This is a genomic window from Heminiphilus faecis (assembly GCF_008728965.1).
GTDB lineage: Bacteria > Bacteroidota > Bacteroidia > Bacteroidales > Muribaculaceae > Muribaculum > Muribaculum faecis.
In genome coordinates, this window is record NZ_VSMC01000025.1 from 15,195 (window position 1) to 34,761 (window position 19,567).

Here is a 19,567-nt window from a genome sequence, read left to right on the forward strand (position 1 = left end):
ACATAAGAAAATGTCATTTACATCTATTTTAAATAAACTTTTCGGCAACAAATCGCAGCGTGACCTGAAAGAAATACAACCTATCGTAGACAAGATAAACGCTCTCGGACCTGAAATGAAAGCGCTGTCCAACGACGAGTTGCGCGAAACCATCACTAAAATCAAAGGAGAACTAAAAGCGGCCACCGAGGCCGACACCACGGCCATAGCCGAGCTTAAAGCCAAAATCGAGGAACTTCCCTTTGACGAGCGTCAGCCGCTGTGGGACGATATAGACAATCGCGAGAAAAACATTCTCGACATCTACGAAAAAGAGCTCGACCGTGTGTTGCCGACCGTATTCGCAGCCATGCGAGAAACAGCCGCCCGCTTCGCAGCCAACGAAACCGTAGAGGTCACCGCCACACAGATGGACCGCGACCTTGCAGCAGCCGGCAAAGACTTTGTAAGCATCGAAGGCGACAAGGCTTTGTACAAGAACCGGTGGGTAGCCGGCGGTAACGAGATAACTTGGGACATGGTCCACTACGACGTGCAGCTAATAGGCGGCATTGTACTGCATCAGGGTAAAATAGCCGAGATGGCTACCGGTGAAGGCAAGACACTTGTGGCCACGCTTCCGGTATTTCTCCGCTCCCTCACAGGCCGAGGCGTACATGTGGTGACTGTCAACGACTATCTGTCAAAGCGCGACTCCGAATGGATGGGTCCGCTGTACATGTTCCACGGCCAGACCGTAGACTGCATCGACAAACATCAGCCCAACTCGGTCGAACGCCGCAAAGCCTACGCATGCGACATCACATTCGGTACCAACAACGAATTCGGCTTCGACTATCTTCGTGACAATATGGCCATGTCGCCGCAGGACATGGTACAGCGCAAGCACTACTACGCTATAGTCGACGAGGTTGACTCGGTGCTTATTGACGACGCCCGTACTCCACTCATCATATCCGGTCCTGTTCCCAAAGGCGAGGACCAGTTGTTCAACGAGTATAAGTTCAACGTCGAGAAAGTATATGATGCCCAGCGCAAGCTCGTCGCAAAACTGCTGCTCGACGCCAAGGAGAAGATAGCAAGCTCCGACAAAGAGGTAAGAAAAGAGGGTGCGCTGCAGCTCTTCCGCGCCTACAAAGGCCTTCCAAAAAACGGAGCTTTGATCAAGTACCTGTCGCAGGAAAGCATAAAACCGTTGCTGCTTGAGACTGAAGCCTTCTACCTTCAGGACAACAGCCGCGAGATGCCCAAAGCCGTCGAGCCGCTCTACTTCGTAATCGACGAGAAAAACCGTTCGGTCGAGCTAACCGACAAAGGTATCGACGAACTTACCGGCCGCAGTCAGGACCCGCAATTCTTCGTACTCCCCGACATAGCCTCACAACTTTCCGAAGTCGAAGGCAATGAATCCTTGTCGGCCGCCGAGCGTCAGGAGAAAAAAGACGACCTCATGCAGAACTACGCCATAAAGGCAGAGCGCGTACATACAGTGACACAGCTTCTTAAAGCCTATACTCTGTTTGAGAAAGATGTCGAATACGTAATTGACGATAATAAGATAAAGATTGTCGACGAACAGACCGGCCGTATAATGGAAGGACGTCGCTACTCCGACGGTCTGCATCAGGCCATTGAAGCCAAAGAGGGTGTCAAGGTAGAGGCTGCCACGCAGACATTCGCCACCATCACCCTGCAGAACTACTTCCGTATGTACCACAAGCTTGCCGGTATGACTGGTACGGCCGAAACAGAAGCCGGAGAGTTCTGGGACATCTACAAGCTTGACGTGGTGACAATACCCACCAACAAGCCGGTAGCCCGCATCGACATGAACGACCGCGTGTACCGTACTAAAAAAGAGAAGTATGCCGCTGTCATTGACGAGATTGTAAATCTTGTGGAGCAGGGCCGTCCCGTACTTGTGGGCACTACATCGGTCGAAATATCGGAATTACTGTCACGTATGTTGACACTGCGCCGCATACCTCACAACGTGCTTAACGCCAAGTTGCACCAGAAAGAGGCCGATATTGTGGCACAGGCAGGTAAAAAAGGCACAGTGACAATAGCCACCAACATGGCCGGACGCGGTACCGACATCAAGTTGCCGGCTGAGGTAAAGGATGCCGGAGGTCTTGCCATTATCGGTACTGAGCGTCACGAATCGCGTCGTGTCGACCGGCAGTTGCGCGGTCGTTCAGGACGTCAGGGCGACCCCGGTTCATCGATATTCTTCTTGTCGTTTGAGGACCAGCTTATGCGTCTTTTCGCAGGCGACCGCGTGACCAAGATGCTTGACACCCTCGGAGTCAAAGAGGGCGAGATGATCGAGGCCAAGATGGTAAACCGCGCTATTGAGAACGCGCAGAAGCGTGTTGAAGAAAACAACTTCGGCATACGCAAGCGTCTTCTCGAATACGATGATGTCATGAACAAACAGCGTCAGTACATATACGGACGCCGCCATCATGCGCTCATGGGCGAACGCATAGGCATCGACATAAACAATATGCTTTATGACACGGTTGAAAACATCGTATCGACCTATGACTCTCCCAATGACTATGCCGACCTGTCGATGGAGATGCTCAAGGTATTTGCCGTTGAGTTACCATTTACCGAAGACGAATATCGCAGTATGCCTCGTCAGGAAGTCTTTGACCGCACTATTGCCGCCGTCAACGAAGCTTTCCGACGCAAGAGCGACCGCATAATAGAGATAACCCGACCCGGCATAACAGAACTTGTCGAGGGCAAAGACGCAAAAGGACGTGTGCTCGTACCTATAACTGACGGAAAGCGTGTATTCAACCTTCCCTGCGACATCCGTGACGCCTATGATACCCAATGCCGTTCGATAATCAAGGAATGGCACAAGGCCATCATGCTCGTCACCATCGATGAAGTATGGAAAGAACACCTGCGCGAACTCGACCAGTTGCGTCAGTCGGTCCAAAACGCATCCTACGAGCAAAAAGATCCTCTTGTAATATATAAGGTAGAGTCGTTCCATCTATTCGAGAACGCCATGAATACCCTCAATATCAAAGCGGTATCGGCGCTTATGAGAGGTCAGATATTCATTCCGCAGCCTCAGGCACCCCGCGCTTCTGACGCCCAGTTGAGCTCGGAGCGTCAGGCTCCCCGCCAGCCGCAGATGCGTGAAGCCATGCCCGATCGGCCTAACGACTACAGCCGCTATCAGGCAAGCAAGGAACAGTATCCGGGAGCTGACGCACAACGTCAGGCCGCATCCGCTCAGCAGGGCGAGCAACGTCGTCATCAACCGATTGTCAACGCCCCCAAAGTAGGACGAAATGATCCATGTCCTTGCGGCTCCGGAAAGAAATTCAAAAATTGTCATGGCAAAGGCCTATAAATTCCTTAAAACCGATCATTATGAAAACATTGCTATCATCTGTTACAGTTATGACATTATTGGCATCGTGCGCGTCGGCGGTGAAATATCCCGAAGCTCCGACGTCGCAGATAGTAGACGAATATTTCGGAATTCAAGTGGCCGACCCGTATCGGCCGCTTGAAAACGACACCTCAGCCGAAACCCTCCAATGGGTTGAAGCACAGCGTAAACTCACTGACGATTATATGTCGTCGATACCCTTCCGCAGCAAATTGCGCGAACGTCTTACCGACCTGTTCAACTATAAGAAGAGCGGTATGCCTTACAAGCAGGATGGCTGGTATTACTTTTACGAAAACGACGGATTACAGAATCAGTCGGTATTATACCGTACAAAAGAACTCGGCACCACTCCGGAAGTATTTCTCGACCCTAATAAACTGAGCGAAGACGGCACTGTGGCTCTCACAGGCATCTCGCCCTCCAACGACGGGAAATACACGGCTTACACCATATCGCGAAGCGGCTCTGACTGGACCGAAATCTATGTTATGGACACTGCGACCAAGCAATTGCTGACCGACCATATCGAGTGGGCCAAATTTACCGGCGCGGCTTGGGATGGCGACGGTTTTTACTATAGCGCATATGACCGTCCTGTGGAAGGCAAGGAGTTTTCTCACGCAAACGAAAATCACCGCGTATATTACCATCGCATAGGCACCCCCCAAAGCGAGGATAAGCTTATATATGAAGACGCGGCCAATCCCCTGCATTTCCACTCGGCGTATGTACCTGACGATGAATCGGTGATATTTATCTACGGTTCTGGACAAGGGCTCGGAAGTTCGCTTTCCATGAAAAAGCTCAACACTTCCGACAGCTCATGGACCGTTATAGAGCCGTCACAGGATTACGAAATATCGGTTCTTGATGTCATTGACGGCACCATGTACATTCTCACCAACTACGGAGCGCCACGCTATCGTCTGATGACAGCTTCAGTCAAGGCTCCACAGCGTGAGAACTGGAAAGAGCTCATCCCTGAAGGCGAAGGCGTAATGTCCGATGTCACTTTTGCCGGCGATAAACTCATTGTAACCAATGAGACTGACGCTTACAACCGCTCATACGTCTATTCACGTGATGGTAAATTGATCCGTGAGATCGAGTTCCCCGCCATAGGTTCGGCCGGTTTCTCCACCAGCAAAAAAAATGACGAGGTATTCTATACTTTCACTTCCTTTACTTACCCGTCGGCAATTTATAAGTACAATTTAAGCGATGGGGCATCGGAGTTGTTCAAAGCCACCGAAATCAAGGGCTTCGACATGGATGACTATATCACCGAACAGGTATTTTATCCGTCGGCCGACGGCACCGAGATACCGATGTTCATCACTTACAAAAAGGGCCTTGAGCGCAATGGCAAGAATCCTGTATATCTATACGGTTACGGAGGTTTCAATATATCGCTTAATCCCGGTTTCTCGGCACAGCGCCTGTTATGGCTTGAAAACGGCGGCATATACGCACAGGCCAATCTGCGCGGAGGAGGCGAGTATGGCGAACCGTGGCACCTTGCGGGTACCAAGCAGCAAAAACTCAATGTGTTCAACGACTTTATCGCTGCAGCCGAGTATATGATCAAAGAGGGCTGGACCAAACCCGAACTCATGACAATAGAGGGCGGCTCCAACGGCGGACTGCTCGTCGGAGCTACAGTCAACATGCGTCCTGACCTGTTTAAGGTTGCCATACCCCGCGTTGGCGTCATGGACATGATGCGCTACCATTTGTTTACTATCGGATGGAACTGGGCTTCTGACTACGGAACAAGTGCCGACTCTCCCGAAATGGCCAAGTATCTTCTCGATTATTCGCCAATTCACAACATAAAGAACGACGGCACACCCTACCCTGCTGTTCTGGTGACAACCGCCGACCATGATGACCGCGTGGTACCGGCACACTCATTCAAGTATGCAGCCGCACTTCAGGCCTCCGATACAGGCGACGCGCCCAAATATATACGCATCGACTCTAAGGCCGGACACGGCGCCGGCAAACCCGTATCGAAAGTTATCGACGAGTATGCCGACATCTATTCGTTCATCTTCTACAACTTGGGCATAGATCCCACCGATAAATAAATGAAGCGCATAGCCGCAACTATATCTACTACATTGACAGTGCTCTTGATGACCGGTTGTTTTACCGGCATCGAGAGCACTCCTAAAATTACGGCCAATGATGTAAAAAAAGAACGTGCCGTACAGACCCCGGAGGACAGCTACTTAAACAACATAACATACGAGTCACTCGAAGCATGGCAACCGGGAAAACTCTTTTATGTTACTGACGACAAGATCAGCCTTACTCTGGAGCCGTCGGCCACACCCGCCCCCAAAGCAGGTGAGTATATTGCATTTGACAGCTATCGTCCTGTGACATCGCTTACCGGTTCAATTGATACGGAAATAATTTTTCATAAAGAAAACGGTCAGGAAGTTGTATATAAGGCAAGTGCATCGCCTGACGAACTGCAACAACGCAAAAGGGTAGAAATTCCTTTCACTATCGAGACATCGGTTGTCGACGCCACTAAAGAGGTTCTGGCAGGCAAGACATTTTACATCAAGACCCCCATTTGGTACACTGCCACAGGTGACGCCCGCAACGGTTTGAAATTCATACCCGTAACAATAGAGGAGATCACCCCCGGCAATATGGTGTATCCGGTAAAACTTAAATTTTCTGTCGACAGCCCTTATGATGACACGGCATATGTATACATGTCGGTGGGCGACAGTTCACGGTCTACCCGTAATTTTGCCGCATTGTTCAGCCTTACCGACCCGCACCTGCGCTACCCGGCCATAACCGATGAGACATGGGACCGCATAATACACGGAAGAGTGGCCCCCTATATGACCCGCGAGGAGTGCCGGCTGTCGCTCGGGGCGCCATCATCAATCGACCGGCGTGCGGCCATCAGCTCTCTGCAGGAGTTATGGACGTATGAAAACGGTGTGTACCTGATATTTGACGACGGTCTTTTACAAAGTTTCAGACGATAATGCCAACCTGACAATATGAAGCTATTACGTGATTTTGACCTTACTGCGACAACGACCTTTCATGTGCCCGCTCTGACAAGATGGTACGGCGAATTTGAAAATATCGAACAGCTGTGCGCCTTGCTTGAGGACCCGAGGCTGCAGGGCCTTCCACGCATGTGTATGGGAGGAGGCAGCAATCTGCTCTTCGTAAAGCCCTATGAAGGAATAGTGATAAGACCGGCATCCCGCGATATCACGCTTCTCGGCTCAGACAACGAAACTGTGTCGGTTAAAGCGGATGCAGGCGTGGTGTGGGATGATTTTGTGAAATTTTGCGTTGACAACGACCTTTTCGGAGCCGAAAACCTATCTTATATTCCGGGGGAAGTCGGTGCTTCTGCCGTACAGAATGTCGGAGCCTACGGTGTCGAGGCCAAAGACATAATATCTGCCGTACATGTATACGACACTACTGACCGGCGGCAAAAAGTACTTGATGTGACTGACTGCGGTTACGGATACCGCGACAGTATGTTCAAGAAATTTCCGTCGCGCTACATAGTTCTTGATGTCACTTACAGGTTATCCTGCAAAGAAAGCTATAATCTTGAATATGGGCCGTTAAAAGAATTGAAGGAGGATGCTGACCTGTCGTTGCGTAAAGTGCGCGAACGTATAATAAATATACGCAAGTCCAAACTCCCCGACCCCGAATATATGGGCAGTGCCGGTTCTTTTTTTAAAAATCCGGTCATAACCCTTAAACATTTCAATGCATTAAAGGAGCGTTATGCCGATATTCCGAGTTATCCTGCAGGTCAAGGCATGATTAAGGTTCCGGCGGGATGGCTTATCGAACGGTCAGGACTTAAAGGCGTTGCCGTAGGAGGAGCGCAGGTGTATACGCGCCAATGCCTTGTCATAGTAAATACGGGAAATGCCACCGCCGATGATGTAGTGGCCCTGTATCGCCATGTACAGGATACCGTATCGGATAAATTCGACATATTATTATCTCCGGAAGTAAACATAATCGGCCTATGATAAAAGTTCGTTTTATGGGCACCGGCACATCTACCGGAGTACCGCAGATAGGGTGTAAATGCCCTGTATGTACATCAGCTGACATGCACGACAGACGGTTGAGAGCATCGGTATTGCTGACAGTAAACGGCAAAAATCTGCTTATTGACTGCGGTCCCGACTTCCGGTCGCAGATAATATCAGCCGGAGCACCGGCTATTGACGCCGCTCTGCTCACCCACAGCCATTATGACCATGTAGGAGGCATCGACGACCTTCGTCCATATTGCCACACCGCTGACGGCTTCGATCTTTATTGCCGCGAGGATGTGGCTCGTGATCTGCGTTCGCGATTACCATATTGCTTCAAAAAGCACCCCTATCCCGGAGTGCCGATATTCAATATGCATGTCATTGACGACAGGAGCTTCCGCATCGGAGATATAGACATCACTCCGCTTCCGGTCATGCATTACCGGCTGCCCATATACGGCTTCCGCATATGTGATTTTGCCTACATAACAGACGCAAAACATATCCCCGACACCACTTTTGAACTGTTGGACGGAGTAGACACATTGGTCATAAACGCATTGCGTAAGGAAGAGCATCTGTCGCACATGAATCTCCGTCAGGCACTTGACGCTATCGGACATATACGTCCGCGGGTGGCATATCTGACCCACATCTCCGACAAATTGGGCTTAGCTTCCGAAGTCGGGCCTGCTCTTCCCGAAGGTGTAAGACTCGCATACGATAACCTTGAAATATCGGTTCCCGATGCAAAATATAAGAGTGTTCACTAAACTTTCCACACTCTGAAGTGTCACTATAATATATACATTATATCACAATTAAACCTACGTAATTATGAAAATTAGTATTAAGTACTTAAATATCATTGCATGCTTCACCATTGCAACAGCATTTTCAACATCATGCAGTGTATTCAACAAAAACAAGAACACGGCAAACAACGACAAAATCACCATGACCAAGACTGAAACTGTAAAAAGCCCCGTGACCACAGGCTCTCAGGTCGCTGTTCCGGCGGAAAATCTCGGTGGCGAATGGACCATATACATGGTCGGAGGCAAAAAAGTCACCGGCGAAAATCGTCCATATATCAATTTCAGCATGGATGACCATCGTATATACGGATCCAACAGCTGCAACATTATAAACGGCGACTTCGCCACGGCATCCGGTTCATCATTAAAAATATCCAACGTCATATCGACAATGATGGCATGCCCCGACGCTCCATTTGAACAGGCCATAAACAGCGGTCTTGACGCGGTACGCAGCTACTCGATAACAAAAAAAGGACACGAGTTGTATCTTGATCTTAAAAACAGCAACGGCATCACGGTCATGACACTGCGCAAGCATAACATGGACTTCCTCAACGGCACTTGGCAGGTCAAGACAATCAACGGCAAGGAGTACAACAATCCCGACATGGAGATGGTAATCGACATTCAGGAACAAAAACTCCACGGAAACTCCGGCTGCAACATAATGAACGGCTCGCTGTCAATAAATCCCGACAAATCCAACTCGATCCAGTTCCTTGACATAGCCACCACACGCATGATGTGTCCTGAAGCCAACATGAAGGCAGAGACCGCTCTGCTTGTAGCGCTCGAAAGTGTCGAATATGCCAAGGCAGGCAAAAACGGCACAGTGATAATGTCCGATAAGAATAACCAGCCTATTATCGTTCTGAAAAAAGTAGAGGTCAACCGCTGACCCCGACCTACATAACCGAAACAGTAAAGGGCGCCCTCATCGGGTGCCCTTCGTATTATAATCGGTTTGAATCAGCTCATGTGGTGTCAGCGTTGTTTGCGGCCGAAAGCAGACGGGACTTTTATAAAGACGGTGACGGCTATGGTGACACAGCAGCAACCCATTATCCACCAGAAGAATCCGGTGTATCCCATCTGCTCCTGAAGCCATCCGGCCGCCATACCGGGCAGCATCATGCCAAGCGCCATGAAACCTGTACATATTGCATAATGAGCCGTACGAAACGGACCGTCGCTGAAATATATCAGGTAAAGCATATATGCTGTGAATCCGAATCCGTAACCAAACTGCTCTACAAAAACACATATATTTATTGACAGCAGATCGACAGGCTGAACAAAAGCCAAGTAAAGAAATGTACTGCATGTGAGCGATATGCTCCATGCCATAGGCCGAAGCCAGCGCTTCAAGCCACCGCGGGCTGCTACAATACCGCCTATTATACCCCCGGCGGTAAGACCGAGTATACCCACCGTACCGTACACAAAGCCTACCTCGGCCGTCGACAGCCCGAGTCCGCCCAGTTCACGTCCGTCAAGCAAAAACGGATTTATCATCTTTACCAATTGCGCTTCAGGAAAGCGGTAGAGCAGCATGAACGCAATGGCTATACCCGCATGCGGCTTCTTGAAAAACGATACAAACGTATTGACAAACTCCCGCCCGGTTTCGCGCCATGTCATCTCCACGGCGGCATGATCCGATGACGGCCGCGGCAATATCCACCAATGATATATGGTGACCGACAGGAAAAACACCGACAAGACACCCATTACAGTCATCCATGCAATCGGAGTGTAGTCCATACTTTCACCGGGCGACAGTGCGTCATTGAGGTTTTCAATATAACCGGCAAGCATCACAAGCACTCCCTGCCCCACTATCGTGGCTATACGGTAAAACGTACTTCGTATGCCTACATAAAACGACTGCTGGTGCTCCGACAATGCAAGCATGTAGTAGCCGTCGGCGGCAATGTCGTGAGTCGCGCTCAGAAAAGCCACCGCCCAGAATACCGCCAGTGTCGCCTGAAAGAAAAATGTAAGCGGTATGGTAAATGCGATACCGGCAAATCCTATGGCTATGCACATCTCCATCAGCACGATCCACCTCCGCTTGGTGCCGAACAGATCCACCACCGGACTCCAGAACGGTTTTATGACCCACGGCAGATAGAGCCATGACGTATAAAGAGCTATATCGGTATTGGATATGCCGAGGCGCTTGTACATTATGACCGATATGGTCATGACAGCCACATATGGAAGCCCCTGCGCAAAATAAAGCGTCGAGACCCACGTCCATGGCGAAACACGGTTAATAGATGCGTTTGAGTTCTGCATTTTTAAAATAATGTGCTAATATCTGACGGTAATCATATCCCTGCTCGCTCATTACTGCCGCTCCTATCTGGCAAAGGCCTACCCCATGCCCCCACCCGGCTCCGTAAAGCGTGAAGCCGGAGGCATCCTTTACCGGCACAAAAGCTGAGCTGTACAGATGTGTCGGCGACAGCCACCGGCGTATCTCAAGTTCCTTTCCTACCACTTTCACAGCTTTGCTTCCTACGATACGCAGCCGGTCTATGCGGCCCGAGACTCCGCGCGACAATGGCTGCAACTCCTTGATCACCCCGAAGTCTATGCCCGAGCGCATATATACAAGTTCTGACAACTCCTCAACCGTATACCTGACCGACCAGCGGTAAAAATCTTTAGTGGCAAGGTCATAATCGTTGAGTACCTGCCGGAGCGTGTCAGGGCCGGCTTGCGCACAAAAGGCGTCGGGACGGCCCATGATCCAGTCACGGGCTACGTCCTCATCGCGAAGGTCGGGCAACGGTTGCTCCGGCATCAGGTCGCGTCCACGTTCAAGATAATTGTGATGTACATGCTCCCAGCAATGCTCAAACTCCTCAAACGCACCGCCGCAGCATTTTGAGAAGCGGGTATCACACAGTTTTCCGTCCGACATGAGCACTTCACCCCATGTCGACATCACCGCACGCCTCGCCTCGTCGCGTGTTATACGGGTCACACCCTGATAACGCTGGCAGTGGTCATCGGCACATACGTCGAAATACTCGTGATCGTCATGGTCATACCACTTAACAATCTCGTCGTCGCCTCTATCAGCTTCGCGGCAAGTACATGAGTTCTCTTTACGCTCAAGCTGCGCCATGACCCAACTGCGCGATATGACGGCATGCGCTTTCAACAGCTCGAGAGAAGCCTTGGCACTCATTTCAGAAGATATGACACTTGTCAGGTAATCCTCAACGGGTACGACATTGACAGCCACACGGCCTTCGGGCAGGTCAAGCAGCTGCAGCGCTCCGGCAAACATCTGCTTCTCCTTGCGCTGCCAGTGAAATCCGACACCGATGGTCACATCCTCAAGTTCAAAACGACATGTTTCATCCTCTGGAAAAAACGTATCGTTCTCCTTTCGGTAATCACCGACAAGTCTGTATCTGATATCGTCGGCCGACATTATGCCGACCCTTATACTCGGCTGCCTGCTTATATAGGCTACATCTTCAAGTATTTCCACGGCCTTTTCGTCATCGAGTGCGGCGAAATCAGCCTCCGAAGTCACGATAAATGTACCCGACATGTCAATGGCACCGGGGCTCACATGCAACCGTTCATAACAGCGCGGACGGTGTGCGCGGCGCGGTATTATGACAGCCTCCATATTGCCGTCGGGAAGCATGTGTACAGCCATGTTTACCATAGGCTCGTAATCGCCCTCCGGCACCGGTAGCGCACGAAGCGCCTCCTCCAGCTGCGACACAATCTTGTCAGGCGGCTCTACCATATATATACACCTGAACGCATGCTTCCGGTCAAGCGGCATGTACTCTTCAGGCACCCCTTGAAAATGACTGTGATCGGGAGCTGAGGCCCCGCACCGTGGACCGTTGTAAAACACCGTGTATCCGTCAAGTGCATGTGCGAAGTGTATCATGTCGGCCACATGTCCGGCTATCTCCTGCCTTACATGGGAGCGATTTATTATAGTGAGGTGACCCGGAAATACCGGATACGGATTTACACATATGTCATAATTGCCGTCTGTGACCGACATCTGCTCCACAGGACGCGAACCGCTACATAAAAAACATTTACGCGCGGCTATGGACCGGCTGTCGACAGATGCGAGTGTACTTATGCTTCTCGAACTGTTGTACATGACCGACACGGCTGTACCGTTGACATTCAGCTGCTTTACCGTGATACCGGCAAGAGCCTTGTGACGGGCCGCCGCCTCCGGCCAAACGTCAAGTTGTCTTCTTACAAAATCTTTTATATCGTCACTCTTCATTGCGCGTTCTATTTAAATCGATTCGTGCTGAAAGCTCCCACGACCTTATACGGTCCTTGTAGAAATTATTGCGATTAAGCGCTTCGAGCGACAACGAGGCGTCGGAATTACCCTCCCACCGGCGACACAGATAAAGCGACTCGTATATGCGTCCCACTTTATAGTTGCGCGACACGGCAAGAGCCATTGCATAATCCTCTCCATAAGATGTATCGGGAAACAGCAGCTCACGCGCTATCGGCGTATAAAAAGCCCGCGGTGCGCCGAATCCGTTGATACGCAACGCATTGTTACGACCGTTTCCGTCGGTCCACTCATTGTGCGATATAAGTCCCGGCGCCATGACATTTTTATTTATATCGGTAAGAGTATAGGCGCCGACCACCATTGCACACCGCTGCTCATAAAATTTATCTACTATAGCTTGCAATGTGTCAGGCGACTCATACAGGTCATCGCTGTCAAGTTGCACCGCAAACCGGCCGCAATGCTCCGACATCAGTGCCATATTCCAGCACCCGCCTATGCCGAGGCCCTCGATGTCGGGTATTATATGTATAAGCTTGGGCTCCTCTGCCGATAACCGGGCCAAAATCCCGGTTGTACCGTCGGTCGACCGATTGTCGACCACAATGATATTATATCTGAAAGCTGTATTCTGCACCAAAGCGCTCTTTACGGCATCGCCAATCGTAGCGGCCCTGTTGCGCACCGGTATAATAACCGAAGCCTCCACGGGCAGGTCATCGCAAAACTCCACCGGCATCGCTGTTTTAGCGTCTATATATGCATCCACCGCTTTCAGATGGTCGGTACAGGCCTCCTCCATCTCAATCTGAACATCGCGGTTACGTGGATTAACATAATCAAATTGCGACACTGTATCATCACTCTGCTCAACTTTATACAAAGGCTCATTTATATGTACTATTCTTCCCTGACGCGATATCGCAAGCCATAAAGCATAAAAGGCAGCATAACGATAGTCGCGTCTTACCGCTACGAGAGCACTTTCCAGCGCACATCGTTCAACACACAGCACATGGCCGAAATCGAAGTCATCGCGAAGCGACCCCGGCTGCATATCTATCAGAGGGTGTACCGCAAAGCTACCGTCAGCACAGATATCGGCATAGTCGGCATAAACCATAACCGCGCCCGTCATACGGGCCACCTGCTGCATACGGTGCAACGCTCCGGGCATAAGAGTCACCCTGCTTCCACGCTTCTTCAATATCACATATTCGGTCGACAAGCCGTCGCACAACGACATAATCCCGTCACCCGAGCATAAAAAATCAATTTCAATCATAATACACAAACTTACTAAATAAAATGCGACTAATCACAATATTTAACATTTATACATGCAAGATTTACCTGTATGCCGGATTATATAGGTGATATAAACCTATAAATATATATTACTTTATGAAAATTTTTAAACCTTTTGTTATCATTACCGGTGCATTGCTCCTCTCGACGACACTACAGTCATGTCTTGACGATAACGACTCGTGCAATGTCATGCGTCCGACGGCTCTGGTGACCGTATCGCCCAATGACGACGGCTCATTTGTAATGCATCTTGATGAAAAGACCGATCTGTACCCGTCCAACATGTCAACATCGCCTTTCGGGAAAAAAGAGGTGCGTGCACTTGTAAACTTCGATGAAGAAGTGGCCTCTTCCGATATAAGAAGAGTACACATCAACTGGATCGACAGTATACGCACCAAGAATCCAATATTAGCCGATACTGACAATGATGATATAGGCAACGACCCTATAGAGATTGTGAAAGATTGGGTCACCATCGGAGAAGACGGCTATCTTACACTCCGCCTGCGTACATTGTGGGGTTACTCCAACATAAAACATGAGATTAATCTATTGTCAGGTGTGAATCCCGAAAATCCGCTTGAATTCGAATTGAGACACAATGCCCACGGCGATGCCGCTTTGCGACATGGTGACGCCCTCATTGCATTCAACCTGAACGAGTTGCAACATTCCGAGGATGTATTAAAAATAAAACTCAACTGGAACTCTTATACCGGTAAAAAATCGGCGGAGTTTGAAGTAGGCATGCGAAACAACGCGACTGTAAACCCTAAATATAATAAAGACGGAGATTTATCCGTTAATATACAGTAACATAGTCCAATCTGTGAAAACAGCACCGATGTCGGGAGCAAGTGGATTCGGAAAGCGACAGAATCCACTTGCCGGACAATCGGAAAGCAACAGTTACCGGAATGACTTCAGAAACTGTCGACAACGAACAATTACTGGTGCGCCGGGCAAAGGAAGGCGACACAACGGCTTTGAGAGCAGTCTACAAGTTATATGTCAGATATCTCACTGCCGTTTGTTCGCGTTATATCACCAACTCCGAAGATGTGAAAGACATACTTCAGGACAGTTTTCTGAAAATTTTTTCAACACTCGACTCTTACGAATATCGCGGAGGCGGCACTCTTAAAAGCTGGCTTACAAAAATCGTAGTAAACGAAACACTGAAGTTTATAAACAAAAACAACCGGCTCGAATTTACCGACCTTGCGGAAACAGCCGATGACATAGCCGACGATGAACCGGACCTTGACTGCGTGCCGTCGCAGGTCATATTCGACATGATACGCCGGCTACCCGACGGTTACCGCACGATATTCAACCTTTATGTGATCGAAGGCAAAAGCCATAAAGAGATATCGGCACTTTTAAATATCGGAGAAAGCACCTCAGCATCGCAGTTGCACCGTGCCAAGACCATGCTTGCCGCAAAAATAAGACAATTTCAAAACGCTCGTGAATTATGAAAGACAAATGGCTTAAAGATATACATGACCGCATGGCCGACTTCAATATCGACGAACCCGACAGACTGTGGGAGGATATTGAAGCATCAGGCATACTTGACAGAATCTCACGACGCAACAGACATCGTCATGCTATAATCGCATGGACAAAACGGATCTGCGCCGCGGCTGCCGTCGTAGCCATAGCTATACTTACGGGCACTCAATTCTATAACGGCACTCCCGACCTCGCCATACCGAAAAGCATAGCATCACCAACTGCTGACAACAATAAGACTGAAGAAAAAAATAAGAAAAACGATAACAGCTACGAGGCAATAGCTCCTACACCGAGAAAAACCGCAACATATAAAACGACATTGGCATCATATTACGAGGCTCCTTCTGATGAGGTGCCGTCGGTTGACAATAAACGCGATGAAGAAAAAACGCCGGCCGATAAAAACGACATGACAGATTTACGGTCACGGCCTGATACCGCGAAAGTAGTACATGAAAAAAGCCGAAAAACATACCGCGACTTGACATATGCCGCAGTGCGTCCTCGTATCGACCGACGTGTATCGGTAAGTATACACACTTCGGGAGGCACAGGCAACAAATCAAACCATAAAGACTTGTTTTCTGGAGCGTTGAGCGCTGTAGGTCCTGACGATGACTACTGGGACAGCAATCCCTCACTCGACATGCTGGTATTCAACAAAGGGCAGGAAGTGCATACTGAAATAAATCATAATCTGCCTATAAGGACGGGAATATCAGTATCCTATGCCATAACCGACCGACTCACTGTAGAAAGCGGCCTTACATATACTTATCTCTCTTCCGATATAAAGGAAAGCAGCAATAACCACTGCTATTCGGGAAAACAGGAATTGCATTATGTAGGCATACCCGCCAATATCAAATATCGCATATGTTCTTGGAAAGCTATAGACTTGTATGCTTCAGGCGGCTTTCTTGCAGAAAAATGCATATCCGGCAAATTGAATAAAGAATATTCTCTCGACAATAATAATTTACAATCCACGTCAGAGCGCCTGACGGTAAAACAGCTTCAGTGGTCGGCTAACGCATCAGCAGGCGTGCAGTGCAACCTCACCGATGCCGTAGGTCTATACGCCGAACCCGGAATAAGCTACTATTTCGACAACGGCTCCAGCGTCAGGACCATATACAGCGACAAGCCGCTTAATTTTAATTTAAATTTAGGACTGCGCTTCACTCTCGGACGATAAAGACGCTCACTGAATTGCGTACACACAGGTGCATAAAACCGATAATGTTATAAAACAACACTATCGGCTTTGTAAAATCATATTATTTAACCAAATTTGCACTTTAATAGTTGTACACAAATTCTTATAGCGCTTTTTATGAGACATATTTATTTCTTGTTTTGTGCACTGTTCATCGTGTCGTTTACCGGACGTACACAAATTGTCACCACCGATCCGGCCATTATTCAGGAAAACAGTTCACCTATTGTCATAACGTTTCACGCCGACAAAGGCAACAAGGGTCTTGCCGGACTAACCGCTTCCACTCCTATATATGCACATACAGGTGTGATACTTAAAGGACAAGACAGCTGGTCGCATGCTCCGGAATGGCTTGACAACAGCGCAAAATACAAACTGACCTATAAAAGCGCCGATACATGGGAATTAACTTTGCCCGGAATAAAAGAGTATTACGGCATTACCTCCGGTGAAACGGTGGAACGTCTTGCTTTCGTATTCAGGAATGCCACCGGTACCAAAGAAGGCAAAACCGAAAGCGGAGGCGATATATTTGTCAATGTATATCCTGCAGATGAGTTTGTTCTTGTCATGACTCCGTCGGTGACTCCCGGACTGTTGAGCGGACCTGCCCAAGTCAATTTTACCGTCAATACGACTGAAAACGCCGATATAAGTCTGACAGTCAACGGCAGCGAGAAAAAAACAGCCGCCGATGCCAAGACACTATCCTACACCATGAACATAACCGGCACAGGCACGACCAAGGTAACTGCACGGGCCACTTGCCGCGGCATGACAAAGGAGGAAACCGTAACCTACGTATGGCCCAACTCTCCGGTAGAAAAGCCCTATCCCGGAGGAGTGCCCAAAATGGGAGCCACAAGAGCGGGCAACGGCGACGTGACATTCTGCATAGCGGCGCCCGGCAAGACAAGAGCGAGTCTGTGCGGAGAGTGGAACGGCTATGCTCCGTCGGCCGACACGTATTATTGCGATTACGAAGGCAACCGCTACTTCTGGTGGACCGTAAGCGGTCTGAAAGCAAACACCGACTACATATACTACTACAACATTGACGGCACAAATGTAGGCGACCCCTATGCAAGACTCGTACTCGATCCGTGGAACGACAAATATATACCGGCTTCGGTCTTTCCCGACATGCCCGAATATCCGTCGGCATACGTTGGCAATACCTGCGTGGCGGTCTACAACTCGTCAATAGACGAGTACGACTGGAAAGTAACGAATTTCAAAGGTGTGCCGCAGGACCGGCTCGTCATATACGAGCTTCTGATACGTGACTTTACCGGTACAGAAGGCAAGGCTGAAGGCAACGGCACCATAGCCGGAGTGATGGAAAAACTCGACTACCTCCAGTCACTCGGGGTAAACGCTATCGAACTGCTGCCTGTAATGGAGTTTAGCGGCAATAATTCTTGGGGCTACAATCCTAACTTTTACTTCGCACCCGACAAAGCCTATGGTACACCCGACGACTACCGGCGCCTTATAGACGCCATACATGAACGCGGCATGGCCGTGATACTTGACGTGGTGTTCAACCAGACCGACGGACAGCACCCATGGTGGCTGATGTATACTCCCGCCAAAAATCCGTTCTACAATGCCTCGGCACCTCACGGTTACAGTGTGCTCAATGACTGGAAGCAGGAAAATCCGCTCGTGCAGCAGCAGTTCAAAGATGTACTTAAATACTGGCTTGAAGCCTACAATGTCGACGGCTTCCGCTTCGACCTTGTCAAAGGACTCGGTAACGACGACAGCTACAACGCCACTTATAATCCCTCGACCAATAAGTATTCAGGCGTTACCGACGCCAAGACCAACGCTTATAACGCCTCGCGCGTGGCACGCATGAAAGAACTTCACTCGGCTATGAAGGAGGTTAAACCCGACGCATACTTCATTAACGAAAATCTTGCCACGGCCAAGGAAGAAAACGAGATGGCTCTTGACGGCGAGATCAACTGGGCCAACATCAACGAGGCAGCGTGCCAGTTTGCAATGGGCTACAGCAGCAACTGCAATCTAAACCGCTTCTACGCTCCCGACGACAGCCGCACGGCCGGGTCGACCGTATCCTATGCCGAGAGCCACGACGAAGAGCGAATGGCCTATAAAGTGGCTCAATACGGAGTAGAAGAAGTAAAAGACAATACGGAGATGACCATGAGACGTCTCGGTTCGGTGGCGGCCATAATGCTAATGACACCGGGCGCCCACATGATATGGCAATTTCAGGAATTCGGTGCCGACGAAACTACCAAGACAAGCACCGGAGGCAATGAGACCAAGCCCAAAAAGGTAGTATGGAAGTATCTTGACAACGAATATCGTGCAGGCCTGAAAGAAACCTACGCCTTGCTAAACGACATACGCAACGGCAATCCGCAACTGTTTGGCAAAGATGCCAAAGCCACGATGAAGTGCAACAGCGGCAACTGGACGACAGGCTTCTCGGTGACCGTCAAATCGGCTGACGGCACCAGCGAGCTGTACTGTATCGTAAATCCGAGTACGACAATCGCTCAGTCAGTGGCGGCACCATTTACAGGAAACGCCTCGGACTACACGATGCTGTGCGGCAGCTATGGCACAACTCCCGAACTTAACGGCAAGGAGGTGCGTCTCGCTCCGGGAGCTTTTGTAGTGTATGCGAGCAAGGATGTGACAGCCCTCGACGACATACTCAACGACAATGCCGCGACTGCCCGTGTTCATGGAGGCACAGGAACGATAACAATCGACGGAGTCTATGAAACCGTCAAGGTATTCACAATAGACGGAGTTGCAATAAATCGCCTCGACTCACTTGCATCGGGCATATACATAGTGGTTGTCGACGGAGTAAGCCATAAAGTATCGGTAAGATAACGGCGTGGTATCTTGCGG

13 protein-coding genes are annotated in these 19,567 nt (G+C 49.5%); 10 read left to right on the forward strand and 3 right to left on the reverse strand.

The genetic code is table 11. The features are described from left to right. Window positions 1-10: 10 nt before the first annotated feature. From secA to FW767_RS10485, 6 genes are all read left to right on the forward strand, one after another. Window positions 11-3,379 carry a preprotein translocase subunit SecA gene (gene secA, locus FW767_RS10460; RefSeq protein WP_148463957.1) on the forward strand — a complete coding sequence of 1,123 codons (3,369 nt, stop codon included), beginning with the start codon at window positions 11-13 and terminating at the stop codon, window positions 3,377-3,379. A 20-nt stretch (window positions 3,380-3,399) separates the two neighbouring features. Continuing rightward, window positions 3,400-5,514 (forward strand): prolyl oligopeptidase family serine peptidase, encoded by a 2,115-nt coding sequence (locus FW767_RS10465; RefSeq protein WP_121699033.1) that lies wholly within the window; start codon window positions 3,400-3,402, stop codon window positions 5,512-5,514. Next, window positions 5,515-6,441, forward strand: coding sequence for a hypothetical protein (locus FW767_RS10470; RefSeq protein ID WP_121699034.1), 927 nt, complete (start codon window positions 5,515-5,517; stop codon window positions 6,439-6,441). 15 nt (window positions 6,442-6,456) lie between these two features. Then, a complete protein-coding gene (murB, locus tag FW767_RS10475; RefSeq protein ID WP_121699035.1) occupies window positions 6,457-7,467 on the forward strand; it encodes a UDP-N-acetylmuramate dehydrogenase in 1,011 nt (336 codons plus the stop codon). Next, window positions 7,467-8,252 (forward strand): MBL fold metallo-hydrolase, encoded by a 786-nt coding sequence (locus tag FW767_RS10480; RefSeq protein ID WP_121699109.1) that lies wholly within the window; start codon window positions 7,467-7,469, stop codon window positions 8,250-8,252. Before murB ends, FW767_RS10480 begins: the two co-directional genes overlap by 1 nt. A gap of 64 nt (window positions 8,253-8,316) precedes the next feature. Continuing rightward, window positions 8,317-9,198 carry an META domain-containing protein gene (locus tag FW767_RS10485; protein ID WP_121699036.1) on the forward strand — a complete coding sequence of 294 codons (882 nt, stop codon included), beginning with the start codon at window positions 8,317-8,319 and terminating at the stop codon, window positions 9,196-9,198. Window positions 9,199-9,284: 86 nt separating this feature from the next. Here the strand turns inward: FW767_RS10485 and FW767_RS10490 are convergent, their stop codons facing one another. From FW767_RS10490 to FW767_RS10500, 3 genes are read right to left on the reverse strand one after another with little or no spacing between them, the layout of a single operon-like run. Continuing rightward, window positions 9,285-10,601, reverse strand: a complete 1,317-nt coding sequence (locus FW767_RS10490; protein ID WP_121699037.1) for an MFS transporter — start codon at window positions 10,599-10,601, stop codon at window positions 9,285-9,287. Continuing rightward, window positions 10,576-12,585 (reverse strand): DUF4922 domain-containing protein, encoded by a 2,010-nt coding sequence (locus tag FW767_RS10495; RefSeq protein ID WP_121699038.1) that lies wholly within the window; start codon window positions 12,583-12,585, stop codon window positions 10,576-10,578. The genes FW767_RS10490 and FW767_RS10495 overlap by 26 nt, the downstream gene beginning before the upstream one ends. Then, entirely contained in the window at window positions 12,575-13,897 is a 1,323-nt protein-coding gene (locus FW767_RS10500; protein ID WP_121699039.1) for a glycosyltransferase family 2 protein, read from the reverse strand. The genes FW767_RS10495 and FW767_RS10500 overlap by 11 nt, the downstream gene beginning before the upstream one ends. A 119-nt stretch (window positions 13,898-14,016) precedes the next feature. Here FW767_RS10500 and FW767_RS10505 point away from each other — a divergent pair, with 119 nt between their 5' ends. The 4 genes from FW767_RS10505 (at window position 14,017) to FW767_RS10520 (ending at window position 19,549) form a co-directional block, all read left to right on the forward strand. Next, window positions 14,017-14,742: a NigD1/NigD2 family lipoprotein gene (locus FW767_RS10505; RefSeq protein ID WP_121699040.1), complete on the forward strand. Its 726-nt coding sequence runs from the start codon at window positions 14,017-14,019 to the stop codon at window positions 14,740-14,742. A gap of 101 nt (window positions 14,743-14,843) precedes the next feature. Then, a complete protein-coding gene (locus FW767_RS10510; protein ID WP_121699041.1) occupies window positions 14,844-15,407 on the forward strand; it encodes an RNA polymerase sigma factor in 564 nt (187 codons plus the stop codon). Next, the gene (locus tag FW767_RS10515) at window positions 15,404-16,645 is read left to right on the forward strand and encodes an outer membrane beta-barrel protein (protein WP_121699042.1); all 1,242 of its coding nucleotides are present in this window, start codon (window positions 15,404-15,406) and stop codon (window positions 16,643-16,645) included. The genes FW767_RS10510 and FW767_RS10515 overlap by 4 nt, the downstream gene beginning before the upstream one ends. 138 nt (window positions 16,646-16,783) lie before the next feature. Then, the gene (locus FW767_RS10520) at window positions 16,784-19,549 is read left to right on the forward strand and encodes an alpha-amylase family glycosyl hydrolase (RefSeq protein WP_150980588.1); all 2,766 of its coding nucleotides are present in this window, start codon (window positions 16,784-16,786) and stop codon (window positions 19,547-19,549) included. Window positions 19,550-19,567: the final 18 nt, after the last annotated feature.

Bases quoted from the DNA above. Each gene is read 5' to 3' on its own strand.
- secA (WP_148463957.1), top strand. From the start codon at position 11: ATGTCATTTACATCTATTTTAAATAAACTTTTCGGCAACAAATCGCAG.
- FW767_RS10465 (WP_121699033.1), top strand. From the start codon at position 3,400: ATGAAAACATTGCTATCATCTGTTACAGTTATGACATTATTGGCATCG.
- FW767_RS10470 (WP_121699034.1), top strand. From the start codon at position 5,515: ATGAAGCGCATAGCCGCAACTATATCTACTACATTGACAGTGCTCTTG.
- murB (WP_121699035.1), top strand. From the start codon at position 6,457: ATGAAGCTATTACGTGATTTTGACCTTACTGCGACAACGACCTTTCAT.
- FW767_RS10485 (WP_121699036.1), top strand. From the start codon at position 8,317: ATGAAAATTAGTATTAAGTACTTAAATATCATTGCATGCTTCACCATT.
- FW767_RS10490 (WP_121699037.1), bottom strand. From the start codon at position 10,601: ATGCAGAACTCAAACGCATCTATTAACCGTGTTTCGCCATGGACGTGG.
- FW767_RS10495 (WP_121699038.1), bottom strand. From the start codon at position 12,585: ATGAAGAGTGACGATATAAAAGATTTTGTAAGAAGACAACTTGACGTT.
- FW767_RS10500 (WP_121699039.1), bottom strand. From the start codon at position 13,897: ATGATTGAAATTGATTTTTTATGCTCGGGTGACGGGATTATGTCGTTG.
- FW767_RS10505 (WP_121699040.1), top strand. From the start codon at position 14,017: ATGAAAATTTTTAAACCTTTTGTTATCATTACCGGTGCATTGCTCCTC.
- FW767_RS10510 (WP_121699041.1), top strand. From the start codon at position 14,844: ATGACTTCAGAAACTGTCGACAACGAACAATTACTGGTGCGCCGGGCA.
- FW767_RS10515 (WP_121699042.1), top strand. From the start codon at position 15,404: ATGAAAGACAAATGGCTTAAAGATATACATGACCGCATGGCCGACTTC.
- FW767_RS10520 (WP_150980588.1), top strand. From the start codon at position 16,784: ATGAGACATATTTATTTCTTGTTTTGTGCACTGTTCATCGTGTCGTTT.